Annotated in this window: 21 protein-coding genes and 1 tRNA gene; 9 read left to right on the forward strand and 13 right to left on the reverse strand. The window is 43.6% G+C overall.

What is annotated here, in order from left to right; translation table 11 throughout:
* Window positions 1–270 precede the first annotated feature (270 nt).
* The 4 genes from mtgA to BW947_RS15530 form a co-directional block, all read right to left on the reverse strand.
* The gene (gene mtgA / locus BW947_RS15515; RefSeq protein ID WP_076501184.1) at window positions 271–1,056 is read right to left on the reverse strand and encodes a monofunctional biosynthetic peptidoglycan transglycosylase; all 786 of its coding nucleotides are present in this window, start codon (window positions 1,054–1,056) and stop codon (window positions 271–273) included.
* 758 nt (window positions 1,057–1,814) lie between these two features.
* On the reverse strand, window positions 1,815–2,600 hold the full coding sequence (locus tag BW947_RS15520; protein WP_076501186.1) for a phosphoadenylyl-sulfate reductase: 786 nt from the start codon (window positions 2,598–2,600) through the stop codon (window positions 1,815–1,817).
* The gene (gene cysI / locus BW947_RS15525) at window positions 2,593–4,290 is read right to left on the reverse strand and encodes an assimilatory sulfite reductase (NADPH) hemoprotein subunit (protein ID WP_076501188.1); all 1,698 of its coding nucleotides are present in this window, start codon (window positions 4,288–4,290) and stop codon (window positions 2,593–2,595) included. The genes BW947_RS15520 and cysI overlap by 8 nt, the downstream gene beginning before the upstream one ends.
* A gap of 100 nt (window positions 4,291–4,390) precedes the next feature.
* Window positions 4,391–6,190 (reverse strand): assimilatory sulfite reductase (NADPH) flavoprotein subunit, encoded by a 1,800-nt coding sequence (locus BW947_RS15530; protein ID WP_076501311.1) that lies wholly within the window; start codon window positions 6,188–6,190, stop codon window positions 4,391–4,393.
* 415 nt (window positions 6,191–6,605) lie between these two features.
* On the opposite strand from BW947_RS15530, the gene BW947_RS15535 reads away from it, so the two are divergent.
* Both BW947_RS15535 and pntB read left to right on the forward strand, forming a co-directional pair.
* The gene (locus BW947_RS15535) at window positions 6,606–8,132 is read left to right on the forward strand and encodes a Re/Si-specific NAD(P)(+) transhydrogenase subunit alpha (RefSeq protein WP_076501190.1); all 1,527 of its coding nucleotides are present in this window, start codon (window positions 6,606–6,608) and stop codon (window positions 8,130–8,132) included.
* 12 nt (window positions 8,133–8,144) lie between these two features.
* On the forward strand, window positions 8,145–9,629 hold the full coding sequence (gene pntB / locus BW947_RS15540; protein WP_076501192.1) for a Re/Si-specific NAD(P)(+) transhydrogenase subunit beta: 1,485 nt from the start codon (window positions 8,145–8,147) through the stop codon (window positions 9,627–9,629).
* A 97-nt stretch (window positions 9,630–9,726) separates the two neighbouring features.
* On the opposite strand, the gene BW947_RS15545 is transcribed toward pntB, so the two are convergent.
* The 3 genes from BW947_RS15545 to hldE all read right to left on the reverse strand — a co-directional run bounded on the left by BW947_RS15545 (window position 9,727) and on the right by hldE (window position 12,611).
* Window positions 9,727–10,206 (reverse strand): TetR family transcriptional regulator, encoded by a 480-nt coding sequence (locus BW947_RS15545; RefSeq protein ID WP_076501195.1) that lies wholly within the window; start codon window positions 10,204–10,206, stop codon window positions 9,727–9,729.
* Window positions 10,207–10,356: 150 nt separating this feature from the next.
* Window positions 10,357–11,184: a hypothetical protein gene (locus BW947_RS15550; protein WP_076501198.1), complete on the reverse strand. Its 828-nt coding sequence runs from the start codon at window positions 11,182–11,184 to the stop codon at window positions 10,357–10,359.
* Window positions 11,181–12,611 carry a bifunctional D-glycero-beta-D-manno-heptose-7-phosphate kinase/D-glycero-beta-D-manno-heptose 1-phosphate adenylyltransferase HldE gene (gene hldE, locus BW947_RS15555; RefSeq protein ID WP_076501201.1) on the reverse strand — a complete coding sequence of 477 codons (1,431 nt, stop codon included), beginning with the start codon at window positions 12,609–12,611 and terminating at the stop codon, window positions 11,181–11,183. The genes BW947_RS15550 and hldE overlap by 4 nt, the downstream gene beginning before the upstream one ends.
* Before the next feature lie 103 nt (window positions 12,612–12,714).
* Between hldE and BW947_RS15560 the strand changes: the two genes are divergently transcribed.
* Window positions 12,715–13,641, forward strand: coding sequence for an LpxL/LpxP family Kdo(2)-lipid IV(A) lauroyl/palmitoleoyl acyltransferase (locus tag BW947_RS15560; RefSeq protein ID WP_076501204.1), 927 nt, complete (start codon window positions 12,715–12,717; stop codon window positions 13,639–13,641).
* A 98-nt stretch (window positions 13,642–13,739) separates the two neighbouring features.
* On the opposite strand, the gene BW947_RS15565 is transcribed toward BW947_RS15560, so the two are convergent.
* Window positions 13,740–15,470 carry a potassium/proton antiporter gene (locus BW947_RS15565; protein ID WP_076501206.1) on the reverse strand — a complete coding sequence of 577 codons (1,731 nt, stop codon included), beginning with the start codon at window positions 15,468–15,470 and terminating at the stop codon, window positions 13,740–13,742.
* Window positions 15,471–16,178: 708 nt separating this feature from the next.
* Between BW947_RS15565 and BW947_RS15570 the strand changes: the two genes are divergently transcribed.
* A complete protein-coding gene (locus BW947_RS15570; protein ID WP_076501209.1) occupies window positions 16,179–17,093 on the forward strand; it encodes a L,D-transpeptidase family protein in 915 nt (304 codons plus the stop codon).
* Window positions 17,094–17,188: 95 nt separating this feature from the next.
* Here BW947_RS15570 and BW947_RS15575 read toward each other — a convergent pair whose 3' ends face one another.
* Window positions 17,189–18,016 (reverse strand): N-acetyl-ornithine deacetylase, encoded by an 828-nt coding sequence (locus BW947_RS15575; protein WP_076501211.1) that lies wholly within the window; start codon window positions 18,014–18,016, stop codon window positions 17,189–17,191.
* Window positions 18,017–18,409: 393 nt separating this feature from the next.
* Here BW947_RS15575 and zapE point away from each other — a divergent pair, with 393 nt between their 5' ends.
* Entirely contained in the window at window positions 18,410–19,639 is a 1,230-nt protein-coding gene (zapE, locus tag BW947_RS15580) for a cell division protein ZapE (RefSeq protein ID WP_076501214.1), read from the forward strand.
* 382 nt (window positions 19,640–20,021) lie between these two features.
* Here the strand turns inward: zapE and BW947_RS15585 are convergent, their stop codons facing one another.
* Window positions 20,022–20,801 (reverse strand): TOBE domain-containing protein, encoded by a 780-nt coding sequence (locus BW947_RS15585; protein WP_076501224.1) that lies wholly within the window; start codon window positions 20,799–20,801, stop codon window positions 20,022–20,024.
* Between the two features lie 205 nt (window positions 20,802–21,006).
* On the opposite strand from BW947_RS15585, the gene modA reads away from it, so the two are divergent.
* From modA to modC, 3 genes are read left to right on the forward strand one after another with little or no spacing between them, the layout of a single operon-like run.
* A complete protein-coding gene (modA, locus tag BW947_RS15590) occupies window positions 21,007–21,798 on the forward strand; it encodes a molybdate ABC transporter substrate-binding protein (protein WP_076501227.1) in 792 nt (263 codons plus the stop codon).
* Window positions 21,799–21,843: 45 nt separating this feature from the next.
* Window positions 21,844–22,551, forward strand: a complete 708-nt coding sequence (modB, locus tag BW947_RS15595) for a molybdate ABC transporter permease subunit (protein ID WP_373316182.1) — start codon at window positions 21,844–21,846, stop codon at window positions 22,549–22,551.
* Window positions 22,545–23,630 carry a molybdenum ABC transporter ATP-binding protein ModC gene (modC, locus tag BW947_RS15600; RefSeq protein WP_076501229.1) on the forward strand — a complete coding sequence of 362 codons (1,086 nt, stop codon included), beginning with the start codon at window positions 22,545–22,547 and terminating at the stop codon, window positions 23,628–23,630. The genes modB and modC overlap by 7 nt, the downstream gene beginning before the upstream one ends.
* 247 nt (window positions 23,631–23,877) lie before the next feature.
* On the opposite strand, the gene BW947_RS15605 is transcribed toward modC, so the two are convergent.
* Window positions 23,878–23,962, reverse strand: a tRNA-Leu gene (locus BW947_RS15605).
* An 807-nt stretch (window positions 23,963–24,769) separates the two neighbouring features.
* Between BW947_RS15605 and BW947_RS15615 the strand changes: the two genes are divergently transcribed.
* Window positions 24,770–24,901 (forward strand): DUF3149 domain-containing protein, encoded by a 132-nt coding sequence (locus tag BW947_RS15615; RefSeq protein WP_076501234.1) that lies wholly within the window; start codon window positions 24,770–24,772, stop codon window positions 24,899–24,901.
* A gap of 139 nt (window positions 24,902–25,040) precedes the next feature.
* Here the strand turns inward: BW947_RS15615 and BW947_RS15620 are convergent, their stop codons facing one another.
* Together BW947_RS15620 and tcdA are read right to left on the reverse strand one after the other, a co-directional pair.
* Window positions 25,041–25,652 (reverse strand): superinfection exclusion B family protein, encoded by a 612-nt coding sequence (locus BW947_RS15620; protein WP_076501237.1) that lies wholly within the window; start codon window positions 25,650–25,652, stop codon window positions 25,041–25,043.
* A 440-nt stretch (window positions 25,653–26,092) separates the two neighbouring features.
* Window positions 26,093–26,902, reverse strand: coding sequence for a tRNA cyclic N6-threonylcarbamoyladenosine(37) synthase TcdA (gene tcdA, locus BW947_RS15625; RefSeq protein ID WP_076501240.1), 810 nt, complete (start codon window positions 26,900–26,902; stop codon window positions 26,093–26,095).
* Window positions 26,903–26,936: the final 34 nt, after the last annotated feature.

Below are 26,936 nucleotides of genomic sequence, written 5' to 3' on the forward strand. Positions count from 1 at the left end.
AAAAGCAGAATTTTATTAGTTTTACTGTAACAAGCCACACAGTAACACCACAGCCGAAAAGACTGAGGCAGTATTTTAAGGATTAATATAATAATTTACTATAATTTAACATTAAATAAATTTAGATACGCATGAGGTAAAGACTTAGTTAACTAATATTTATTGTTGATAACGTTAGCGGCAGACGTATTCAGTCTGCTCTCAATTCTGCCACTATTCGTTGAGGGATGATGACGAATAAGCACAAGCTAGCTTTCAAGGCCGTCATAATTATTCGGCTTCATGAACTTTTTTTAGCGTAATGCTACCTAACTGATTCATTTGTTTGCGTATCCAAGCAGAACGCTGCTGCACGTAGGACGATGGCGGTGAAATTTTATAACGCCAAGGATTTGGTAAAATGGCGGCAAGTAATGAAGCTTCGTATTGAGTTAGTTTGGCCGCTGATTTGCCAAAATAATGCTTTGATGCCGCTTCAGCGCCGTATATTCCGGGGCCAAATTCGACAATATTTAAATATACCTCAAGAATACGTGATTTATCCCAAGTCAATTCCATCAATAGCGTAAACCAGGCTTCTAATCCTTTACGTAAAAAACTGCGGCTCGACCACATAAAGAGGTTTTTCGCTGCCTGCTGACTTAAAGTACTAGCCCCACGAACTTTGCCACCCTGCTGATTGTATTTCAGAGCCGAACTAATCGCTGCTAAATCAAATCCACTATGCTCGGCAAAATGCTGATCTTCTGCGGCAATAACCGCTAACTGTAATTGAGAAGATATTTGCTCGATATCACGCCATTGGTGCCTGACTTCACCCATAGGTGCGGGCGGAGATAAGGCACGTTCAATGCGCCAAGTCCACATAGGGGGATCAACAAATCGCAGCAATGCCACTAATAGTATTGAGCCTAACAGTGCCCAAAGTAATCCTTTAAATAACCATAACAATAAACGCCGAAAGCTACGCTTTGGCCTTTTGGGAGTCATATTACTTTTTTTATTAATATTGGGACGCCGGACATGATCTCGCATCGCATACATAGGAGCCGTCATTTATATCATCTCATCCAAGCACTCTACCTTGGTTTTCATTTAGACATCTATCTAATGCAGAACAGTCTCTGCAGTCACTCACTCTAACAATATTCTCTAGCAGTAAACTTAGATCTACCGCTCACGCTACGAGAGTGTCAGATATACCTAAGGTATCTTATAACAAAATCAAAGATAAACAGAGAATAAACCCTAATAGGAAAAATGATGAACGCGAGATGAACGCGAAGAGCGCAGCTTGAACTTGATGCAACCTCGGCAGCTTTAACGACAGCTGACCGAGGTAATAATGACAGATTAACGAGGGCTAGCAAGTCAATCAAACGGCTTTTTACTCGCGTGTGCGAGTCAGGTTTTTGCACGATTTACTGCCTTAAGTTTCGTTATAACGTTATATAGCCAACGTAGCCCATCAATAACGATGACAACAACTCAACCTTATAAAAGACACCAACTGATGCCAGTTACACAATAAAAAAGCTCAAAACCATCTACGGGAACTTCAAAATATAGCTCAGAATTAATCAACGTGTCACTTTTCAATGAAAATGTACAAAACTCACACAAAAATTGCAGTGATAAATATCAAAATCAATCTAACTCAGTTGTATGACATTTAGATTACAACAATACCAAAACACTTATACCAAACATCAAAAATGTCACTTTAATTTAAACTACCCGAATTCCTAGCGATGCAACTATAGCTAACCAGCCAGCATTAGCGATTTAAATTAAAGACTTAATTAACTCGATACTTAAATATCGTAATGTAAGCCACACTCGCGTTTTAGCCCATTAAAGCGAGTTTCTTCTTCACTCATACCTAATTCTAATGGCTTACTGGAATGGGTGTCGCCAACAGAAACATAACCTTGATCCCAAAGTGGATGATATGGCAAATTAAATTGCGTCAAATATAGATGCACATCTTTATTGGTCCACTCAATAATCGGCAGTAATTTAAACCGCGAACCATGAATCGCCAATATAGGTAAGGTTTCACGGCTGCTGGCTTGGCTGCGGCGCAGCCCAGCAAACCAAGTGCCAACTTCCAGCTCAGTTAAGGCACGCTGCATAGGCTCCACTTTATTTAAACGGTTGTACTGCTCTAACCCATTTAAACCTTGTTCCCACAACTGACCAAAACGTGCCTCTTGCCATGCCGATGTCATTGCTGCTTGATACACTTTTAAATTTAACGATAACCGCTGCGTCAGTTCATCAATAAACTGATAGGTTTCAGGGAACAAATATCCGGTGTCGGTCAAAATAACCGGAATATTTGCCCGTGCTTGGCTCACCATATGCAGCATTACCGCTGCTTGGATCCCAAAACTTGACGACAGTGCGTGGTTACCGGGCAAATAAGTTAACCCCCATAACACTCGCTCTTGCGCGCGCAGCCCTGCTAAAAACTGATTAATGCGCTCAAGCTCTATCGTTTGTTCGGCTTTAGGTGCGCTCAATAGCGACTGTAGCTCTACAGAGCTGATGATTGTCGGCACTTTAGTTTCATTATTGTTCAGATAAAGCTCAGCCATGAAAATCCTTAGCGGCGTCAATAACCGCCTTTACTACGCCGATGCGAACAGTAAAGTTGCCAAAAGTTTCGCCAGCATTACGCTCTGTCGCGTAGCGGCCAAACAAGGTATCTAACTCTGCCAGAATTTCAGCTTCTTGGATATTTTCCCGGTGCATTTTATTCAAACGTGTGCCTTCAAAACTTGCACCTAAATACAAGTTATAACGACCTGGCGCTTTACCTACTAAACCAATTTCGGCAGCAAATGGGCGTGCACAGCCATTAGGGCAACCCGTCATCCGCACCACGATTGCCTGTTCACTGATACCATGTTTTGCCTGTAATGCATCGATATGGTCGATAAACTCGGGGAAATAACGCTCCGCTTCCGCCATAGCTAACGGGCACGTTGGTAGCGCCACACAAGCTATTGAATGACCACGAGTTTGAGTAATCACTTGCCCCAACAGACCATGTTTACGGGCTAAGCCTTCAATGGTGGCTTTATCTTCTGCCGCCACACCTGCGATGATCATGTTTTGATTCGAGGTCATGCGGAAATCGCCTTGGTGAATTTTAGCGATTTCGCGCAATCCGGTTTGCAGCGTTTTACCGGGATAATCCTTTACCCGACCACTTTCAATGTACAAGGTTAAATGCCATTTACCATCAACGCCTTCAACCCAGCCATAACGATCACCGCGATCGCCGATTACCACGTCACGCTTAGGCTCAAATTTTACCCCAGCACGCGCCTCGACTTCGGCTTTAAACTTCTCATAACCATGGTCAACAATTGTGTATTTAAGGCGTGAACGTTTGCGGTTTGAGCGATTACCCCAATCACGCTGTACTGTCATCACCGCTTCGGCAAACTTCATTACATCTGCGGCTTTAATAAAGCCCAAATCGTCACCCAAACGTGGGAAAGTTTCCACTTCGCCGTGGGTTGAGCCCATGCCACCGCCAGCCGTTAAATTAAAGCCAACCAACTCACCTTTTTCAGCAATGGCGATAAACCCTAAATCGTTGGTGTAAACGTCAACATCATTATCTGGCGGTACAGCCACGGCCATTTTAAACTTACGCGGCAGATAAGTTTTGCCATACACAGGTTCAACAGTTTCATCTTCGGTCGAGAGTAATTTTTCTTTATCTAACCAAATTTCAGCATAGGCGCGGGTGTGGGGTAACAAGTGATCAGACAATTGCTTTGCCACCGCATAAGCCTGTTGATGCAATCTAGATTCAACCGGATTAGGGTTACACATCACGTTACGGTTTACATCACCACAAGCGGCGATTGAATCCAGCGCTTCACGATCTAATCCTTGGATTAACGGTTTAAGATTGCGCTTTGGAATACCGTGGTATTGAAAGGTTTGACGAGTGGTCAAACGTATACTGTTTGAACTGGTTAACGTAGAAGCGATTTCATCCACTCCCAACCATTGCTGTGGTGTACACACGCCACCAGGCACCCGAGCACGCAACATGAAGCTGTATAAAGGCTCAAGTTTTTGCTCTTTACGTTCATTACGTAAATCGCGATCGTCCTGCTGATAAAAACCATGAAATTTGATCAACTGCTGATCACTATCGCTGAAGCTACCCGTGACGGAAGAATCTAAGCCTTCTGTAATCGTACCGCGCAGATAATTACTGTCAGTTTTTAAGTATTCGTTTAACGCTAACTTTTGCTCACTCATGGCAACTGCCTCTTAAATTCGGTTCACTAGCTGCACATCGTGATGGTGTTTGCAGCTTTGGCTATTCTTATGCGTTTTTTATGTGCGTTCTAGGCTGCAATTAATACACGTCTTTTTGGTAGCGTTTGTCGCTGCGTAGTGTGTCAAAGTAGGCTTCTGCGGCCCCTATATCTAATCCACCCACTTCAATTGCGACTTCAATTAAGGCTTGATGAACATCTTTTGCCATCCGCTCAGCATCACCACAAATGTACAGATGTGCTCCATTTTCAAGCCATTGCCACAGCGTTTTTGCCTGCTCTTTAATGCGGTGTTGTACATATATTTTATGGGCTTGGTCACGTGAAAACGCCACGTCAATACGACTTAAATCGCCATTTTTAAGATACTGTTGCCACTCAGTTTGATACAAAAAATCTTGCTCAAAATGGGGATTACCGAAGAATAACCAGCTATCAGCTTGAACACCTTGGGCAACACGTTCTTGCATAAAAGCACGAAATGGCGCTACACCCGTACCAGGGCCCACCATGATCACGGGCGTTGCTGGATTTTCGGGTAAACGGAAATGCTTATTCGGCTCAACATAAACCTTAACTTGTGTGCCTTCAGCAGCAGAGGCTAAGAAATGTGATGCGCCGCCAAAACGCGCCGCGCCATGGCGCTCATCTTCCACTAAGGCAACGGTTAAATGCACTTCGGTTTCGACTTCACTTTGACTTGAAGCGATAGAGTAAAGGCGTGGAGTTAATGGACGCAGTAACTCAATTAGCTTTATTGCGCTTAACGTATTTGCGCCATTGACTAATGGGTATTGGGCGACTAAATCAGCAAATTGATGTTTGAGAATAAAATGGCGCACTTGCTCTTTATCCTCACTCAAGGCTAATAGTTCAACATTGCCACTGAGATCAGCCCAAGCTTTGACTAATCCAGGATATAACTGAGTCAGCTCTTTGTTATTGAGCAAAGCTTGCTTGAGGGTCAAGGATTGCGATCCAAGCGTAACTATCTCGTCAGCCGCAAGTGACAACGCCGCTAAAACCTCATCCACTAATACTTCGTTATTGCTAAACCATACCCCTAAAGCATCACCCACTTGGTAGGTTAAGCCCGATTCACCAAGATCTATTTCAACATGGCGTACATCGCGATCTGAACCATTACCCGTAATTTTTTGACTAACGAGTACTTCAGCAAGATATGGATTTTGTTTTGTAAACTCATTTACTTGCGTTGTCTTAACAGCACCAATTGATACCACATTGGCCGAAGATACCTGAATTAACGGTTTTACACTGTTCAAAACCTCGGCATGCCATTGGCTTGCAGCGGTTTCATAATCTACGTCACATTCAATCAAGGGCAATAATGACTTAGCACCAAGAGCCGCGAGGCGAGCATCAAAGTCTTTACCAGTTTGGCAGAAAAACTCATAGCTAGAATCCCCGAGCGCAAGCACTGAGTAATGCAGATTGTCTAACTTAGGCGCACGTTTGGAAGCTAAAAATTTATGTAATTCGATTGCATCATCTGGAGCCTCACCTTCACCGTGGGTACTTACCACCAGCAAGAGCACAGTTTCTTGTTTCAGTTGGCGTACATTATATTCGCCCATCGAAGCAAGATTAACCGCATACCCCTGAGCTTGCGCCTTATCGGCAAGGGCTTTAGCAACACCATGGCCATTACCCGTTTGACTACCATAAAGAATAGTTAGCATCTGAGCCGCTTGAGTATCAACAGCGGGAGTCAATTGTCCGGCGTTAGCCGTCGCGGCAAGATAGCCACTAACCCAAGCCAGTTGTACCGCATTTAACTCTGCAGTGAGCTGTTTTAGCTTTTCGATTTGTCCTTGAGACAAAGGCGAAGCCAGCGATGAAAGTTCCTTTAACAACATGAGATAGCCCTGTGACAATGTGATATCCACTAGCTTATCTTGCTTTAACAAAACCAAAAAAGAATAAAATAAGATTTTTAATTCCTTTTTGGAATATACAAAGTGCAAAAATTAAGCTACAAAAGTGTGCACTGGTTAAAAGTTTTTGATCCGACCAGTGCTGAAACGACATGCTTATGCAATATGCACTTGTGCCAAATTAAAGTCTTGCCACAATGGTAACGAGCCTGTCGTACTGTCACCTCTGTTGTTCAAAGAAAAGTGTGTTTCTAAAACGCACGTTTCATACTTGATATTGAGTGTGATAACTTGCCGCAATAAAATAAATGAGTGGACACTAATAACGACCTTTGTAGCTCAAGCGTAATAAACAGTACTCAGGCGGAACGATTATATAAATCATCAGGGAGTAATCATGCAGATTGGAATACCGAGAGAAAGTCTCGCCGGTGAAACTCGGGTCGCCGCGACGCCAGCCACCGTTGAGCAGCTAAAAAAACTCGGCTTTGAAGTGATGGTTGAATCGAATGCCGGTCAACTGTCTAGCTTTGACGATGCAGCCTTTACCGCTGCAGGAGCAAATATCACGACGGATGTCTGGCAAGCCGACCTCATTTTTAAGGTCAATGCGCCAAACGATGCTGAAATCGAGCAAATCAAAGACGGGGCAACTGTCGTCAGCTTTATTTGGCCAGCACAAAACCCTGAGCTAGTTGAAAAATTGTCTAAACGCAATATCAACGTGATGGCGATGGATATGGTGCCACGCATCTCCCGCGCTCAGTCACTCGATGCTCTTTCCTCTATGGCTAACATTGGCGGTTATCGCGCCGTGGTTGAAGCGGCACATCAATTTGGTCGTTTCTTTACCGGACAAATTACCGCTGCAGGTAAGGTCCCTCCCGCTAAAGTATTAGTGATTGGTGCTGGGGTTGCAGGTCTTGCCGCTATTGGCACCGCGGGCTCACTTGGCGCCATAGTACGCGCCTTTGATACCCGTTTAGAAGTTGCTGAACAAATCGAATCTATGGGCGGCCAGTTCCTTAAGCTGGACTTTGGTAACGAAGACGGTGGCTCATCCGATGGTTATGCTAAAACCATGTCGGATGAATTTATCGCCGCTGAAATGGCGCTGTTTGCTGAACAAGCCAAAGAAGTCGATATCATCATCACTACCGCGCTAATTCCGGGTCGTCCTGCGCCTAAGCTCATCACTAAAGCTATGGTTGATACCATGAAGAGCGGCTCTGTGATCGTTGATTTAGCAGCCGCGACTGGCGGTAACTGTGAATACACTCAATCAGGCGAGTTATTTGTCACTCCTAATGGCGTAAAAGTGATTGGTTATACCGATCTACCGGGCCGTTTACCCGCGCAATCGTCACAACTTTACGGTACTAACTTAGTCAATTTGATGAAGTTAATGTGTAAAGAGAAAGACGGTAATGCCCACATCAATTTTGATGATGTAGTCATGCGTAATATGACAGTGATTAAAGAAGGTGAAGTGACTTTCCCGCCACCACCGATTTCGGTTTCAGCAGCCCCAGTAAAACCGGCTGTGAAAATCGAGCCTAAAAACACCACGCCCAAAGCGCCATCAAAACTGAAATACGTGCTCGCCGCTTTAGGTATTGCAGGATTTGCTGCTGTGGCATCAGTTGCACCGGCAGAGTTCTTGTCACACTTCACGGTATTTATACTGTCTTGCGTGGTTGGCTATTACGTCGTTTGGAACGTTTCACATTCGCTGCACACACCTTTGATGTCGGTAACGAACGCGATCTCAGGCATTATCGTGGTCGGCGCTCTGCTACAAATTGGTCAGGGTTCAACGTTGGTTACTGTACTGGCATTTATCGCCGTGCTGATCGCCAGTATTAACATCTTTGGCGGTTTTACCGTCACTCAGCGCATGCTGAAGATGTTCCGTAAAGATTAAAGGGGGTTTAACGTGTCTCAAGGACTGGTTACAGCAGCTTACATTATTGCCGCCATTCTCTTCATCTTCAGTCTCGCGGGACTGTCGAAGCAAGAGACGGCAAAACACGGCAATTTATTCGGGATCCTCGGTATGGCAATCGCCCTACTGGCGACTATTTTTAACCCTGATACTAACGGTATTGCATGGATCTTAATCGCCATGGTGATTGGTGGTGCGATTGGTATCCGCTTGGCATTGAAAGTCGAAATGACTCAAATGCCTGAATTGGTTGCTATATTACACAGTTTTGTGGGTATGGCCGCGGTATTGGTCGGCTTTAATAGCTTTATCGATTTACACCCACAAGAAGTATCACAAGTGGTGGTGGCAGTAGGTGGCGATATTAATACCACTCTTGCGGCAGTACATGATGCCCTAAGTGAAGTCGCTAAAGCTGCCAGCAAAGCACATCTGACTGGCGCGATGCTTAATATCCACTTAGTCGAAGTATTCCTCGGTATCTTCATCGGTGCGGTCACTTTTACCGGTTCGATTGTCGCCTTTGGTAAGTTACGCGGCACATTTTCATCTAAACCTATGATGTTGCCACATCGCCACAAACTCAATTTAGTGGCGGTTTTAGTGTCTTTAGCCCTGATGGTGTATTTCGTTCAGACTGGCGGCACTATGCCTGCACTACTGTTGATGACCCTCATTGCCTTTGCCTTTGGCTGGCATTTAGTCGCATCGATTGGCGGCGCTGATATGCCAGTGGTGGTGTCTATGTTGAACTCCTACTCAGGTTGGGCAGCAGCAGCAGCGGGCTTTATGTTGTCAAACGACCTCTTGATTGTGGTCGGCGCATTAGTAGGTTCATCGGGTGCAATTCTGTCTTACATCATGTGTAAAGCAATGAATCGCTCGTTTATTTCAGTTATCGCAGGCGGCTTTGGTACCGATGGAGCTGTCTCTACAGGCGATGAAGAAATGGGCGAATACCGTGAAACCAACGCTGAAGAAGTGGCTGATATGCTGAAAAATGCCACCTCTGTCATCATCACCCCAGGTTACGGAATGGCAGTAGCACAGGCGCAATATCCTGTTGCTGAAATCACCAAAAGACTGCGCGATCTTGGCGTGAAAGTCCGTTTCGGCATCCACCCAGTTGCGGGCCGTTTACCCGGCCACATGAACGTACTGTTAGCAGAAGCGAAAGTCCCCTACGATATCGTGCTTGAAATGGACGAAATCAACGAAGACTTTAACGACACTGACGTAGTACTAGTAATTGGTGCCAACGACACGGTTAACCCCGCGGCAATGGAAGACCCTGGTAGCCCTATTGCCGGTATGCCAGTGTTAGAAGTGTGGAAAGCACAAAATGTCATCGGTTTTAAACGGTCAATGAATACCGGTTATGCTGGCGTGCAAAATCCACTGTTCTTTAAAGAGAATACCCAAATGTTATTTGGGGATGCGAAGGCTAGTGTCGAAGCGATTTTAAAAGCGCTGTGATTTTAACAGCGTCTAGTATCGGTGCGTAATAGACTCATCGTTAAATAGCATTAAGGGAGCCATAGGCTCCCTTAATTTTAATAATTTTTTAGGCTAATTATGCCGCTTTTTCTAAATCGAAATTAGACAACAACATGACAGCACTGCGACCTAATAAATGATTAATCGTACTATCCCCAACTAAACCTAGTTCAGCAATTGCTTGTTGACGCGCATTACTTACCGCTCTAAAGAGGGTGATTTCATTATTAGCACCGCCACAAAGGCTAAAAAACAGCCTCAATACAGCGCGATAGTGCTCTTCTTGCATGGCCTGCATCCAAGATGTTTCTAATGTTTCTTGGTTAGAAAAGTCTAATACTTCAACAAATAGATTGCCAATTCGGCCATCTAAACGCACTAAGAAGTCAGTTTTTCGTGGAAAATGATGACTAATACCAGTGCGGCTAATACCGGTTGCTTCTGACAACGTGGTATAGGACATGGTCTCAAAACCGATAGTCAAAATCTGCTTTAATGCTTCATCCATAATTTGATTAATGGTCAGCTCAGTTTGTACTCGCGAGCGTTTAGCCATAGTAAGATCTCCCCTCTTATTTTAAGGGCAAATCTTACCAAAGCCACCTAGGGATTACTGCTACGAGCTTCGCCAAAACTAGCGTATTTAACCTTCGTTCAGCTAAGGTTCAGACTTAAACAGGTAATAACACCATAATAATTAACACGTTTACAACATAGAGTTTTGTACCAACCAGTCTTGTGCTTCAACATCGCCCATTAACAAAGTTAAGGTCGGTTTTAGATATTGCCCTAAAGCGGCTTTGCGCCAGAAAAGATAGCGAGGCAGCGGTTGTAGTACACTTGCTCCGAAAGTACGCTGCAGTAAACTCGAATACTCACCCAATAGTCTTGGATCAAGCTGTTCAGCATCTGGGTAAAAGTCTATCAAAAAACCTGCATAATCAGTAAATTTAGCTACTTGTCCCGCATTATAACGATGAAACACTTGTATCATCATAGGAGCACTCCAATGTGACAAGTATTTCTGACTTGTTAGCGCATCAAGGTTACGTCGGTGATATTGCTGCCATGCTAAGGAAAAATCACCTTGTTGACGCGCAACACGCCAAATTAAGTAGATATCGGCAAGCCATTCATGCTGATACGCACTCAATTGAGTAGGTAAAACAGTGCCTTGCAGAGCTAAGTTTTCTAGGTGACCGAGCTCATGCCATAGGGTTAATTGTGCTTGTTGATGCAAAGGAAATTGGTAGGTCACGCTATCGATACTGGCTAACTGAACCGCTGGTGTTTGCTGCTCATTGACTAAAATTAGCCCGGCTATTTTACTATCGTCAACCGGCATCACCATTGCGCTTCTTTGCCCTAAAGCCTGCGTAAATTGCTGCTGCGTCAAGGGAAGCTGCACCAGCACTTGCTGAGGCAATAATGCCAAGCAAGTGCCAAGTTGAGGTAACGGGCAAATTAACGCCTGCTTATCGGCAATAGGTGTCCAAGACAAACTCGCTGCAAAGACTAGAGCAATCAGACTCACTGATTCGCCATGATATTTTGAATAATTGCTGTCGTTGAAATACCATCTTCAAAACCCAGCACTTGCACTTGACCACCGGCGGCAATCACTTCAGCGCCACCCGCAATATCTTCAAGCTTATAATCGCCCCCTTTAACCAGCAGGTTTGGCAATAATCGAGCAATAATGCGCTGCGGCGTATCTTCACTAAAAGGTACAACCCAATCGACCGAAGCTAAACCGGCTAACACCGCCATACGGCGATCTATTTGATTAACTGGACGACCTTCTCCTTTGAGACGCTTAACCGAAGCATCGTCGTTTACCGCCACAATTAAGCGATCGCCCAAGGCTTTAGCTTGCTTGAGATAACTCACATGTCCCGCATGCAAAATATCAAAACAACCGTTAGTCATGACCACACGCTCACCACGTAATTTAGCTTGCTCAAGGGCGTAAGCTAATTGATCTTCACTCACCACGCCAAAACCTGATTTGCCTTGATGCACAGCTAACGCACTAATTAGTTCAATGCGGCTCACGGTAGAAGTGCCCAGTTTACCCACCACCACACCCGCCGCCGTATTGGCGATAGCGCAGGCTTGCGGTAAATCTGCACCTGCAGCCAATGAAGTCGCCAGCGCTGAAATCACAGTATCGCCCGCGCCAGTCACGTCATAGACTTCACGGGCAACGGTGGGAATATGTAATTCAGGCGCATTGGCGGTGACTAAAGTCATACCCTTTTCTGAGCGGGTAACTAAAATGGCATCAAAGTTATGGAGTTTGAGTAAACCACGGGCTTTTTCGAGCAAATCGGCCTCTGAGGTCACAGTCCCCACAACGTCTTCAAACTCGCTCATATTTGGGGTAATTAAGGATGCACCATGATAACGGCCAAAGTCACTGCCCTTAGGGTCAACTAATACCATCACTCCTTTAGCGCGTGCTAAGGCAATAAAGTCCCGCGGCTCATTGATAGCACCCTTAGCATAATCAGATAACACCACCACATCGACTGAATCGAGTAAGGCTTCAGATTGCTTAAGCAAACGCACACTATCGGCCTTGTCGAAGGCTTCTTCAAAATCCAGACGGATTAACTGCTGATTGCGTGATAATACCCGCAGCTTTGTAATGGTGGGCTTATCGGCAATAGTTAACCACTGAGGCTCAACCCCTAAGGTTTGCACGCCGAGCGTTAAGGCTGTGGCGGTATCGTCTTGACCAACTAGCCCTGCAAGCTGTACTTGCCCTCCTAAGGTTGCAATATTGAGCGCCACGTTTGCTGCACCACCGGGTCGGTCTTCGACCTGATTAATTTTCACCACAGGCACAGGGGCTTCAGGGGAAATACGTGCCGTAGGACCAACCCAATAGCGGTCTAACATCACATCGCCGACGACTAACACTCTGGCTTTTTCAAATGCTGGCAGTGAAACCTTCATAGTGGCCTTATCTTCATATGCAGAAATTAAACCGTGATTGTACCTAATTTCAGTAGGATTTGAGTTAGAATGAGCAGTAATTTTCAAAAGTAGTGAGTATTTTGTGGTCGAGAAAGCCGAGTTTTCATCTTCGTTATATCATCCTAAACATTGGCCTATGTGGTTTGGCGTATTTTTGATGCGTTTAACTCAACTACTTCCGCTATCTTGGCAGATGAAATTGGGTAAAGGTTTAGGCCGTTTAGTGATGAAGTTTGCGGGTAGCCGCACGCACACTGCGCGCCGTAACTTGACCCTTTGCTTCCCAGAGATGACTCCCGCGCAGCGAGAAGAGTTGCTGATACGTAATTTTGAAGAAACCGGCAAAGCTATTTTCGATACCATCAATGCTTGGTGGTGGTCCGACGAAAAAGTACAACAGCATATGAGCATTACCGGTCAAGAACACGTGCAAGACACACTCAATGCTGGTCACGGCGTGATTCTTTTTGCTGTACATTGTTTGCCATTGGAAATGGGCGCACGTATCTTTGGTCAATTTCAACCTGGCGTAGGCGTTTATCGCCCGCATAATAATCCCGTGATGGAATACCTACAAGTTAAAGGCCGTTTACGCTCGAATAAAGGCTTAGTCTCTAAACGCGATTTACGCCAAATGGTGCGCTGTCTACGTAATCCCGATGTAATATGGTACACAGCCGATCAGGACTTTGGCCGCTCGAGCGCCGTATTCATCCCGTTTTATGCGATGCCAGATGCAGCAACGATTACAGGCGCCACCACCTTAGCTAAACTTGGTAAAGCCAAAGTATTACCTTTTTTCGTTGAACGTACCGCAGGTGATGAGGGCTATCGTATTGAAGTCATGCCGCCGTTAGATAATTTCCCTGGTGAAAATGAGCTAGATGATGCGATTCGCGGTAATAAAATTATCGAAACCATCATAGATAAAAATCGTGCCCAATATATGTGGTTACATCGTCGTTTTAAGACTCGCCCCGATCCCACTGATAAATCTGTGTATCAGTAGCGCTATCAGTTTTAATATAAGTCCGTTTTAACATAAAAATGCCAGCAAATACGCTGGCATTTTTGTAGAAGCATAACCGTAAAATGAATCCAAAGTATTTAGGATGCATTCTCCGTGGGTAAACGAATACCTACGTTTGTCACTTTACCTTCATTAATACCCGCCACGACCCAATGCAATGACTGCCATTGAAATTTATCTCCCAGCACAGGGTTTGCGCTCAGTTGCGATGTGACTAAGTCTGCGATAGTCATATCATCAGTGACATTATCTAAGCTAAGGCCATAAATGGGTGCTAAATCGGCTAGTTTTACATCGGTTTCAATAAAGAAATCACCAAAGAAGCGCTGTACGTCTTTTGTCTCTGGCGCTTGGCTAAAGAGCTGGCTTAAAGCTTCTAAACTACGTTCTTGCCCTAATACACAGAGTATGTCACCGGCCTCTAAACAAGTACTACCAGATGGATGCAGTAAGGTGTTGTTTCTAAATACTGCGGCAATCCGCGTTCCATCAGGCATGGCCAAGCGTTTTAAAGGCTCACCAATACACCACTTACTATCACTCAAACGATACACAAACACTTCCCATTCGCTGCTCGGGTATATCTCAACCCCTGAACGCGAAACAGGTAAAGGCTTTGGGGGCAGTTCCACCTTTGCTAAGCGCGCGGCAAAGGTCAAAGAGGCACCTTGGACGAGTAATGACACTAACACTACGAAGAAAGCCAAATTAAAATACAGTTGAGCGCCCGGTAAACCTGCCATCATCGGGAATACCGCTAGGATGATAGGTACCGCACCACGTAATCCGACCCAAGAGATAAACCAGCGATCACGACTACTAAAACTTTTAAAGGGCAACAAACTCACCCAAACAGCGATGGGACGAGCAAATAAAATCATCCCGAATGCCAAGGCAAAACCAGGGATAATAATATCGACTAAATCGGAGGGAGTAAGTAATAACCCTAACACAAGGAACATACCGATTTGGCTGATCCATGTCATGCCATCAAGCACGTTCAAAATTGCATGCCGCCCACGGGTGGGTTTATTACCGAGCAACAATCCCACTAAGTAAATGGATAAAATACCGCTGCCACCGAGTTTGTTAGACGCGGCGTAAATGATGAGTCCACCACTCAACACCAAAATGGCATACAAGCCATCGGCTAATTTGCTTAAATTAACCAGCTTCCACAACAGCCAGCCACCACCAAGACCAAAGCATATGCCTAAGCCAAATTGTTTAACAAAGCTCATAAACATAAAACTGAAGGAAAGCTCAGTATCCACATTGGCAAGGATTGCAATCAAAGTGACGGTTAAAAACACCGCCATGGGATCGTTACTGCCGGACTCGATTTCTAAGGTTGCGCCAACGCGTTCGTTAAGGCTGCGGCCTTTGAGCAAAGAAAATACTGCTGCAGCATCGGTTGAGCCTACAATCGCACCAACCAGCAAACCTTGCAACCAATGCAAATCAAACAACCATGCGGCCATCATGCCAGTAATACTGGTGGTAATTGCCACCCCAAAAGTTGCCAACGATAATGCCGGCCACAACGCGACCCTAAAACTGGCAACTCGGGTACGCATCCCCCCGTCGAGTAAGATAACGGCTAAGGCTAAGTTACTGACTAAATAGGCCGTCGAATAGTCATCAAATAGGATCCCACCAGGACCATCTTCACCCGCCAAAATACCTACGGCGAGGAAAATCAATAAAATAGGAATTCCCAAGCGGGAAGACATAGGACTCACTAAAACACTTACAGCAGTAAGTAAGGCGCCGATCAGAAAAAAATTGTTGACGGAATCTGCATCCACAAACGCCTCCTTAAATACAGGTTATAGAGTTAAACGATAAAGGTTCACCGAGGTTAAAAATGATACTAATTACAATTTTATGATTTTATATTAGCATAATTATTATGAATTAATGGAGCGTTAAATATTAAAATTCAATCATCTACGCTGACAATACCAAAATACAACTTTTAAATAACATTGAAACAAATGCTAAAGTTAAACCTAAAAAGCACCAGAATACAGCCACATAATTTATCAAATTTAAAATAAATAAATATCAATATGTTAAAAAAAACAATTCGACATAAACTAAAATTATTAACCGGTAATCAAGCTACAAACCTGTATAAACTCACACTTTGGTTAGTAATTTTGTCTCGAACAAAACTTGAACCTATAAAACGGTGCATATTTGCACATCAGCATTAATACTCTCCTAGTGCCCCTCCCAAGTCCTCTGGCAATCTCAGATTGTTGACACTCAAAAATCATCATCAACTGGATAGAAAATGTGAGTGCAATACTGTGGTTAAAAAATGTAAAAAACCACATTAAGTAATAAATACGCTTTATAGAACACATTTCAGTTGAAATAATGCTCAAAATAAGGAAGGATGCGAGCTTCGCGCGCCAGTGCATTTTGCTCGTCAATTTGCCATTCTCGTTTTATGAGAGAAAGCTGCGTTAAACACGCTTTTTTATTAACAGGAATCGTAGTCTCCGCTTATGAGTATGCTTCGCACCACAGCTTTATTATTGACTTTGGTTGTCCCGAGTCTGTCCGCTTTAGCAACGGAATACCCTTTACCAGCCGCCCAAAGCAGGTTAATTGGCGAGAACCAGTATTATACGGTTCCAGAGGGTAAACATACCCTCGAAGATATTGCTGCCAAATACCAGCTTGGTCTTAGTAATTTACTCGAAGCTAACCCAGGCGTAGATCCCTTTCTACCAAAGCCAGGTAGCAAACTGCTCATCCCATTACAATTAATTCTGCCTAATGCGCCCCATGAAGGCATCATCATTAACGTGGCTGAAATGCGTCTTTACTATTACCCAAAGGGCAAAAAGACTGTTGAAGTGCTGCCAATTGGTATTGGTCAGATTGGTAAGGATACCCCTGAAAACTGGGTAACTAGCGTGCAACGTAAGCGTGCTAACCCAACATGGACACCTACGCCACGTATTCGTAAAGAATATGCTGCTAAGGGTGAAATTCTGCCTGCTGTATGGCCAGCGGGTCCAGATAACCCTATGGGTCTGTATGCGCTGTATATCGGCAACTTATATGCAATTCATGGTACCAACGCCAGTTTCGGTATCGGTTTACGTGTCAGCCAAGGTTGTGTACGTTTACGCCATGAAGATATCGAGCATTTATTCAAGACGGTACCAGTGGGCACCCGCGTACAGTTTGTAAACCAACCGATTAAAGCAACCGAAGAGCCTGACGGTAAGCGTTACTTAGCAGTGCACCAACCACTGTCTCGCACTGCGGCTGAATTTGAATCCAATGATCCTGTCGCGATTTCATTACCAAGAGATATCGCCAAGTTTATCGCTAAAGCTGACACCGATTCTTCTGTGATCAAGAAGCTGCTCGATGAGCGTACCGGTGTACCACTACGAATTAACCAATAAGTTACTGGTTAATATTACCTAAAAAAATACCCGCTAATTGCGGGTATTTTTTTATCATTTTTCAGGCGTTTATAACGCCTAATAAAATAACAACATCAATCACATAATGGTGCGCATAAAGCCAAAAAATGGGTCATGGCAGCACTGTTTGCTAATACCCGTTGATCAAAGTTTTGCAGCGCAGGCGTTTCGGTACACGCGCCAACACGAGCACCACTTCGCACTAAACAAGCTTCAAATGAGGTATCAAAGTGATTAAAAATCAAACCATCTTTCACTGGGCAGGCATCAATCTCGCCATCAGCAGCAATCGAAAAATAACCGCCTAATGTATCGCGTAAATCAAGACTAAAACGACCTGGAACTTGACTCGGTTCAAAAGAATAGACATAGGCTTCACGACTTAACACATCTTCATGACACGTTAAAATACCATCACGACTCGCAGCAAGGAGCAATTGTGCCTGCTCTAACAACAGTTTCCCTTCTACCGATGTATGTTCGTTAGCCTTAGGTTTACCATTCTCGAATACAAAACCACGATTAGGATTTTCACCGTATTTATTAAATCGATGACCACGACTGAATCCGGTTGGATTAACAAGGGGTAAAAGACTCAAATTTACCCGTTCAAACAGGTCTACTGAAGCTTCACTTAAAAAATGCAATAAGCCCCAAGGGCCAGCGGATTCTTCACCGTGAAAACCTGTACTGATCAATAAAGAAGGTAAGCCTGACTTAGCCGCAGGTGATTGATATAAGCTGAGATTGTATTTACCCACTTCACCTAATATCTTCTCAACCATGCCCAAACGGGTCATTTCTTGCTCAAGCAAAAGATAAAAATTATCAATATCAGTGCTTTCACAATTAAAAATATCGCTTTTCCACTGAAAAGATTCAAACGGGGATCTGCTTACCATGCCTTGTACTTATGCCAGAAAAAGAACCCTGCCATCATAGCAGTTCTTTTTAAAAACTGAATGCTATTCAACTGATTTTAATAAAATATGGATAGCTTATGGCTAGGTAACGAACTGTATCAAAGTGACAACGGCACTAATAACCTCGGTGTAGCCATAGTTGAACCATAGTTTAGTGGCATCGAGCTTTGGCCATTTATTCAACGAAGACCCATCAATAAACCGATAAAGCACTGACTACCACAGCGAAACATCCATTAAGCGCCTAATAATAAACGTTAATGCTATAATGTTTATTCGGGGATAAACCAATGACATTACGTAAAACCATCTCATTAATTACACTTGGCTTACTGTAGTTAACGCCTTAAAAATCACTAACGAGATCTGAACATGGCTAATTCAAGCGCTAACAGTCCGCAATTAACCGCTCAAACGGTCACGCCACTTGAGGCTTATCAAGCCAAAGTGAGCTTAGATCTGATTGAAGATCCTGCGCAGCAGCAGACCATACTCGCTCTTGATGATTTATTTAACCAGTTGATGCAACAGCAAAATGCAGTACGTAGCATCAATTCAGTTCACAAGCCTATTAAGGGGCTATATCTTTGGGGTGATGTAGGGCGAGGTAAAACTTTTTTAATGGATTTGTTTTTTGATTGCTTACCAGATGGAATAAAAATAAGACTACATTTTCATCGTTTTATGGCACGCATACATCAAGCATTACGCGAACATTCAGGCCAGCGAGATCCGTTGGCATTGATCGCCAAAGATCTGGCAAAAGAATGTAAGGTACTGTGTTTCGATGAGTTCTATGTTTCAGACATTGGCGATGCCATGATACTCGCTGGATTATTTGAATGCTTGTTCAACCAAGGTGTTGTATTGGTCGCGACTTCAAACGTCCCTATTGAGCGCTTATATGAAAACGGCTTAGCCAGACACAGATTTTTACCCTGTATTGAGTTGCTGCAAACGCATACTCAAATGCTGCATCTCGATGGCAAGCAAGATCACAGAATATACAGCTTAGAAACTGAGCTTAGCCCAGATACTATCGCATCTATCTCCCATAATATTGGTCTTACAGGAACACTCAATTTCGACAAGATATTCAATCAGCTCAGTCGCAATACTCCACATATATGTAATACGACTATTACTATCTGTCACCGTGAAATTCCAGTCATTCGCGCAACCAATATCCCCACAGATCACACAGAGATAGACTCAATCGCCTGGTTTGATTTTTATGCACTGTGTGATGGCCCACGATCCCAGCTCGATTACATCGAAATAGCCAGCCGATTTAACATTTTAATGATAAGCGGTGTCCCTAGACTTGGCGGCGAACTTAAAAGCTGGATCCGCGCTCGCGGTACTGAAGATGGTACGGGTGCAAACCAAGCCACAACCACGGGTGAGCGTAAACTCTCCTACGCCGCCAACGACGATGCCGCGCGACGTTTTATCAGTTTGATTGATGAGTTATACGATCAAGATGTGCGCTTATATTTGAGCTGCGATGTAGCACTCATTGAGCTTTACCAAGGCGGCGCACTCAGTTTTGAATTTCGTCGCACTTATAGTCGCTTAATTGAAATGAGCCGGAATAAATAATTTAACAGGGAGTGTTGTCTAAGTGACGGTATTCTAAAAATAAAATGGTAAACAATTTACCTCAACGAGCTAGGTTCCATCACCCAACCTCAGCTGGATTTACCCCATCGGTCTCAAGCACACGCTTAAAATAATGTGCATCTCTGAATCGTATTACTAGCTTGCTAATATCGACAACAACTCATTCAGACTCAATACACTCGGCTAAATGCGTCGTCATAAACCCTGCCGTGACATAAAATAAACGGCGATCTTTACGCCCCCTATAAAATGAAAAGAAAGAAACTATCGAATATCTTCCCATTGCAAAACAATAACGCCAAGTCACTGGCCGTACACAGTGAATAACCCAATAATGAACCGAATTAATCACTTAACTTGGTTAATTCATGCTGGCGACAATCACCTGTGTAGCATCAAAACAGGCAAAACAGGGTTCGCCGATGACCAAATCTTGCGTTTGAGTGAGTGGCATCACTGAATAGATGATGTCTTTACTATCAATATCTATGGCTAATTCGGCTTTATTACCAAGTTCAGTCACGCTCAGCAAGTGCCCACTTAGGCAATTTTGTCCATCAACATGACAGGTATTTTTACTCGCAATCACAGCGGGCGCTTTAAATAATAACAACACCGACTTATCCATAATCAGCTGCAAGCGCTCACGGCTCGCATGAGTGACTGAAATCTGGATAGCTTGTCCACCTGCTAAGATCACGCTAATATTGTCATTTAATCCCAATGAATCAATACGATTAATACGCCCAGTGAGCTGATTACGGGCGCTGGTGTTGAGGGAAAAATGCGCCATTACATCTAATAGACTATGCATATCGACCGATTCATCGAGTAAAGCCGCTAAGGCCATGGCTTGTACTTGTGCAGTGATCGAATACACCTTGAGTAAACGTTTGCCAAATTCGGTGAGCTTAGCGCCACCGCCACCTTTACCGCCCTTCTCGCTGTTTACTACCGGCTCTGGCATTACGGTGTTCATTTCATTAATCGCGTCCCACGCAGCTTTGTAGCTTATTCCCGCAAGTTTTGCGCCTTGGCTAATCGAACCCGTATTAGCAACCTGTTCAAGCAAGTTTATCCGCCGCGGATTGGCGAAGGTTTTATCATCAAGGGAAAGCGTAAGTAATGCTTGTAAATCCATAGTTTATCCAGCACCTGAGTCTGATTTGAGCGCTATTGTCCCCTATCGACTATACGATACCAATAAGATAACCGAGTTATTTCTACCTCTTTATAGAGTTTATCCGCTCAAAACCGTACATAGATCACTAATTATGTGTTTAGGACTTGAATCATCGCTATATAGATTGGTATACAACGATAACTTTTTATCAAGGAGCAACACAATGAAATCAACTCAGCTGAAACAGTTTTTGCGTTTTACCACTGCCACTATATTCGGTATGGCGCTAACCTGTAGTCCAAGTTTTGCAGCAGATAACGAACAAGTCACTGTCTTTGCAGCAGCATCACTCACGAATGCGCTTAATGAAATTGGTCAGCAATATGAAAAAGAGCACAAGACTAAGGTGATCTTCTCCTTTGCTTCTTCGTCAACGCTAGCAAAACAAGTGACTAATGGTGCGCCTGCCGATTTGTTTATTTCAGCTAATCAAAAGTGGATGGATTATCTAATCGAAGCCAAAGCCGTTGATGTGAGTAGCCGAAAAACCTTATTGAAAAATACTTTAGTGTTGATTGCTGAAAAAGATAGCTCAATCACCGAAGTCACGCTCAATAGTGATTGGGATATTAAAGCCGCATTACAGGGCAATCGTATGGCCGTTGGCGATCCTGACCACGTACCTGCTGGCCAATATGCTAAACAAGCATTAGAAAGCCTCAATCTGTGGAAAACAGCCGAACCGTTACTCGCCCGCGCCAATAACGTCCGTGCAGCACTAGCTTTAGTTGAACAGGGTGAAGCGCCATTTGGTATAGTGTATGCAACCGATGCTAAAGTGACCCAAAAAGTTAAAATTGTCGCGACTTTTCCCGCCACCAGCTACAGCCCTATCGAATATCCTATTGCTTTAGTCAAACAAGAATCAACGGCGAGTGCTAAAGCTTTCAATGAATATTTACAGGGCCCAAGCGCAAAAAACGTGTTTGAAAAATATGGCTTTGGGGTTAACTAAGTGCTGAGTGACTTTTTCTTAGATAGCTCTGTGTTAAGCGGCTTTGTGTTAAATAGATTTCTTTTAAGCGACTATGAAATTGCCGCACTGCTGCTTAGTTTAAAGGTTTCGTCCATTGCCGTTATTGCCAGTTTACCTCTGGGCATTTTATGCGCTTGGTTACTGGCTAGGGTGGAGTTTCCCGGTAAAGCCATCTTCGACAGTATTCTCCACCTACCATTGGTGTTGCCACCCGTGGTAGTGGGTTATCTGTTGCTCATCAGCATGGGACGTAAAGGGTTTATTGGCCAATGGTTATTTGACTGGTTTGGTATCAGCTTTAGCTTTAGTTGGCGCGGCGCAGCATTAGCCGCAGCGATAGTATCCTTCCCGTTGATGGTAAGAGCGATACGCCAATCTTTTGAAACGGTTGATATTCGACTTGAACAAGCCGCCCGCACTTTAGGCAGTAGTCGATGGCGAGTATTTCTGACCATTACATTGCCGCTCACGTCTCCTGGGATTGTTTCGGGCATGATTATCGCCTTTGCCCGTAGCTTAGGAGAGTTTGGTTCTACCATTACTTTCGTGTCTAATATTCCCGGCGAAACCCGCACGATTCCACTGGCAATGTACTCTTTTATTGAAACCCCTGGCGCTGAGTATGAAGCAATGCGTTTGTGCATTATTTCAATAGTTATCGCCTTAGCCTCTTTACTTGCCTCGCAATGGCTAACTAAAAAAGCCCTACAGAGGACCGCAAGTGTATGTTAAGCATTAATATTGAAAAACAGCTTGGCCAATTACAACTAAAAGTAGACACGCAATTACCCTTACAGGGAATTACCGCCGTTTTTGGACGTTCAGGTGCGGGTAAAACCTCGTTGGTGAACCTGCTCGGTGGCCTTTCGACGCCAGATAAGGGTGAAATTCGCCTCGGCGACAAATTGCTATATCAACAAGGGAAAGTCAATCTTCCACCAGAGAAGCGCAAGATAGGTTATGTATTTCAAGAAGCTAGGCTTTTTCCGCACTACAGCGTGAAGGGCAATCTCAACTATGGCGTACGCCAAGCCAATCCAGTGTTATTTGATAAGATTGTCCAGCTGCTTGGAATCGAAAAACTTTTAAGCCGCTACCCCATTACACTATCGGGCGGTGAAAAACAGCGCGTCGCAATTGGCCGTGCACTGCTAACAGCACCCGATATGCTGTTAATGGATGAACCCTTAGCCTCACTGGATTTACCCCGCAAACGCGAGTTACTGCCTTACTTGCAAACGTTATCGCAGGAATTAGCACTGCCAATTGTGTACGTTAGCCACAGCCTTGATGAGATTTTGCAACTGGCCGATTATATGCTGGTGCTACACCAAGGAAACGTGATTGCTCAAGGCGCGCTCAGCGACGTGTGGAACAGCGAACAAATGCGGCCTTGGGTGCCATTGCAGGAGTTAAGCTCACTGCTCAGCGCTAAGGTAGCTGATAGGCATCCCGATTATCCCATGACACGTTTAGTGATGGATGATGGTAATCATCTGTGGGTTAGCGGCCATCTTGCTGCAACAGAGAAAAAACTCAAAGTACGTATTCAGGCAAACCATGTTTCTGTTTGTACAGAAATCCCAAGAGGGTCGAGTATCCGTAACTTATTAAAAGGTGAGGTTAAAGAGTTATATCCCAGCGATAATGGTGAACAAGTTCAATTAAAAATAGCGCTAGGCCGCGATGAACTCTGGGCCAACATTACCCCTTGGGCTTGTCATGAACTGCAACTCACTCAAGGTAAAGCAATTTATGCTCAAATCAAAGGCGTAACCATGACACAAATGGATATCGCCGAATCCCACTAAATCCACTTTTCTCCAAATTTTAGACACTAAAAACCGACGTGAAATCGGCTTTTTTTATCAGAAGGAGTGAACACCAGCGGCCAAATTCGAACTGTGTAGTGGTTTATTGCAGATAACAAATTGACTCTGATATTTGATTGAAATCCGCGCCAGCACTGACGTTTACTGACAATACTGGAGATAGGAAAGGATTGAATTTCAGCTATAAAAAAAGCCCCGTTCAATTAAGAACAGGGCTTTCAAATAATGGTACCTGAGGTCGGACTCGAACCGACACGTCTTGCGACAGGGGATTTTGAATCCCCCATGTATACCAATTTCATCACTCAGGCAAAGACTTAACAGCTGTATTAGCTTTGTAAAGTAATCTAATCACGCTAAATAACTTTGCAAAACTTAATATAAAACGATGTAACTTAAATATTTTTATCTATTTATTTCACAATACTTTCATACCAAACATACACTTATATTGAGCCAAAACCTGTGCTTTTCTAAGTGGTGTGGATTATACCTTTGCCGATGACAATGGCAAGTCTTTTGCCGCGTCTTTAATATAAATTATATTTAACCGCTCAAAAATAAGGCGCTTGAGGGTTGTTCAGCCTAAATAGAGTAATCGATAAGACTAACTCTGGTTGTCCATCTTCAGATATAGCCATCTTTACGGATAAAATACTCAGCACAGAACCCCATCCTCACACCACAGCATCACAGCATCACAGCATCACAGCATCACAGCACCAAAGCACCAAAGCACCAAAGCACCAAAGCACCAAAGCACCAAAGCACCAAAGCACCAAAGCACCAAAGCACCAAAGCATCAAAGCATCAAAGCATCAAACAATAGCATCGCGCATAAAAAGAGCGATTTCATTGCATGATTTGAATCAACCATTGAGCTCAAGATTTTAAACTTAGGAGTTCAGCAGCAGAATTTGTACCAAGACTCCCGCAAAACATAAAGAAGTTTGAACTCAGTAAGGTTAAGCGCATGCAGAGTATGACTACGATCACAGAGTTAATTAACAGTTATGCTTTCGGTCTCTGCTGTCGATTTTTTATTGATCGAAATCAATATTCAGCCCATTCAATACCGCTAATTTAGAGAGGACTTCACCAGAAATAGGATTTCAGTCATGGCATTTTGGTTAGATCTGATGTTTGGTAACCCGATAGGCTTACTTTCAATGATCGTTATCTTTTGTACTATAGGGATAATGTCTTATATCACTTGGATGTTCATTGTGAAGTCGGCACCCAAACCGTAGTTTTGCTCCAATTGTTCTTCATGCTCTTGTATAAATGCACAATTTTGGGGGGTTAATTACCCCCACTTTTTATTGTTTGTTCTGCGTAAGCCCCATAATTCAGATAATAACCCAAATGTCATCATCGCATCTTACACGCCTATGCTGCGTGTTTTCTGTTTTGGACCAAACCATTTAAAAATTGTGGACGCGCCTTAATTAATGACTGCATCTCTTCTTGGCTTGGCTCTCCAGCGGGTAAGCGCAACACATCACGGTTGAGATACATACGCGCTTTCATGGCAATCTTATAATCTGCGGTGGGCCCTTGAATCGCATAATGACGCTCATTACCTAATGCTTCTAAAATACAGGCATTCACTAAACTTCTCACCGCCGTTTCATTTTGCGGTAGAGTCAAAATAGTGGCACCTTGTAGAAAAAACTCTCGAAGTAACGCTCGCTCAGCAGGATCAAGCAAATTAACTTTCGACTCAATGGTTTCAATAACTCGTTTGTCGCTTAAATGGCGAATTGATTCATCCAAACCTAAATTTATCAACTGGCTTAAAAAGTAAGCAATAGAAACAATTAAACCTAAGCCTACAAACTGAGCATGCTCTGCGACAAATTGATCCAGCGCTATCGTAGCCAATATGTTAGGGGGCGAAAGCAATAAAACGGCACAACTCACCATAAGCCACAGCATGAGTTTAAACATGATTTTTTTCGGGCTAAAAACCTTAACTGCATCCAGCTTGAGTTTAAACATAGCGTTATCCCTGTGACAAAAAATTGAACTTATCGACTATTAGGCAAATTTTATGCCATAAATCTAGCTTTATTAAACTGATTATATTAGCTAATAAAGAACACTTTTATGCCTTTCTCGAGCGGTATTAGCATTTATTGGAAGCGGTGATAGATATTAGATATTAGATATTAGATATTAGATATTAGATATTAGATATTAGATATTAGATATTAGATATTAGATATTAGATATTAGATATTAAGGATATTGATATTTTACGGCTCAACCAATATTGATTAATTGATATGTAGATTAGTCGTTTCAGTGCACTAATACATTGAACTGGGTTGATGTTTATTTTCCAACATCAACCCCCTGCATGATTAAACTACGCGAGCGCAGAATTCACAAAAAATTGTATTTAACATAACGAGCAATAACGACTGAGCCTAAAGTGTTTAAATGGCGTCCTGTGATTGTTGCGCCAATCGCGCTAACACTCGACTTGCAGCCACAAAGCCAAATGTGCCCGTCACCATAGTTACAGCCCCAAAACCTGAAGCGCAATCCATTCTCATGCTGCCATCTGCCTGCGCTTTCGTACCACATACCGAACCGTCGGCTTGCGGATAAACTAACTGTTCAGAAGAAAATACCGCATCGATAGCAAATCGACGCTGCACATTTTTAGAGAAGTTATATTCACGGCGTAAAATATTACGTACTTTAGCCAAAAGAGGATCTTGATAAGTTTTAGCGAGATCGGTTAACTGGATTTGAGTGGGATCTGTCTGCCCACCTGCACCGCCGACTGTCACTATCTTAATTTTTTGACGCTTACACCAAGCAATTAACGCCGCTTTTTGCTTTACGGCATCAATACAGTCAACCACATAGTCAATGTTGCCGCCTGCTTTTGCGCCGAGTAAATACTCACCTAAATTATCTAATGTAATAAAGTCTTCAATCTCATTCACTTGGCATTCTGGGTTTATTTCGCGGATGCGTTGCGCCATCACGGCCACTTTAGAGTGCCCTATGGTGGAAGTCAGTGCATGAATCTGTCGGTTAGTATTTGTTACACAAATATCATCTAAATCAACTAAGCTAATCTGGCCAATACCACTACGTGCTAAGGCTTCTGCTGCCCAAGTACCTACGCCACCGATACCAATGACTACCACATGGGATGTGGCAAATTTAGCCAGAGCCTTTTGTCCATACAAACGGCCAATTCCGCCAAATCGATTTTGATAGGCCTCAGTCATAGATACTTACCTTATATTACGCAATACCCGCAAA

The sequence above is a fragment of the Shewanella morhuae genome, assembly GCF_900156405.1.
GTDB classification, from domain to species: domain Bacteria; phylum Pseudomonadota; class Gammaproteobacteria; order Enterobacterales; family Shewanellaceae; genus Shewanella; species Shewanella morhuae.

Bases quoted from the DNA above. Each gene is read 5' to 3' on its own strand.
- mtgA (WP_076501184.1), bottom strand. From the start codon at position 1,056: ATGACGGCTCCTATGTATGCGATGCGAGATCATGTCCGGCGTCCCAAT.
- BW947_RS15520 (WP_076501186.1), bottom strand. From the start codon at position 2,600: ATGGCTGAGCTTTATCTGAACAATAATGAAACTAAAGTGCCGACAATC.
- cysI (WP_076501188.1), bottom strand. From the start codon at position 4,290: ATGAGTGAGCAAAAGTTAGCGTTAAACGAATACTTAAAAACTGACAGT.
- BW947_RS15530 (WP_076501311.1), bottom strand. From the start codon at position 6,190: ATGTTGTTAAAGGAACTTTCATCGCTGGCTTCGCCTTTGTCTCAAGGA.
- BW947_RS15535 (WP_076501190.1), top strand. From the start codon at position 6,606: ATGCAGATTGGAATACCGAGAGAAAGTCTCGCCGGTGAAACTCGGGTC.
- BW947_RS15545 (WP_076501195.1), bottom strand. From the start codon at position 10,206: ATGGCTAAACGCTCGCGAGTACAAACTGAGCTGACCATTAATCAAATT.
- hldE (WP_076501201.1), bottom strand. From the start codon at position 12,611: ATGAAGGTTTCACTGCCAGCATTTGAAAAAGCCAGAGTGTTAGTCGTC.
- BW947_RS15570 (WP_076501209.1), top strand. From the start codon at position 16,179: ATGAGTATGCTTCGCACCACAGCTTTATTATTGACTTTGGTTGTCCCG.
- BW947_RS15575 (WP_076501211.1), bottom strand. From the start codon at position 18,016: ATGGTAAGCAGATCCCCGTTTGAATCTTTTCAGTGGAAAAGCGATATT.
- zapE (WP_076501214.1), top strand. From the start codon at position 18,410: ATGGCTAATTCAAGCGCTAACAGTCCGCAATTAACCGCTCAAACGGTC.
- BW947_RS15585 (WP_076501224.1), bottom strand. From the start codon at position 20,801: ATGGATTTACAAGCATTACTTACGCTTTCCCTTGATGATAAAACCTTC.
- modA (WP_076501227.1), top strand. From the start codon at position 21,007: ATGAAATCAACTCAGCTGAAACAGTTTTTGCGTTTTACCACTGCCACT.
- modC (WP_076501229.1), top strand. From the start codon at position 22,545: ATGTTAAGCATTAATATTGAAAAACAGCTTGGCCAATTACAACTAAAA.
- BW947_RS15615 (WP_076501234.1), top strand. From the start codon at position 24,770: ATGGCATTTTGGTTAGATCTGATGTTTGGTAACCCGATAGGCTTACTT.
- BW947_RS15620 (WP_076501237.1), bottom strand. From the start codon at position 25,652: ATGTTTAAACTCAAGCTGGATGCAGTTAAGGTTTTTAGCCCGAAAAAA.
- tcdA (WP_076501240.1), bottom strand. From the start codon at position 26,902: ATGACTGAGGCCTATCAAAATCGATTTGGCGGAATTGGCCGTTTGTAT.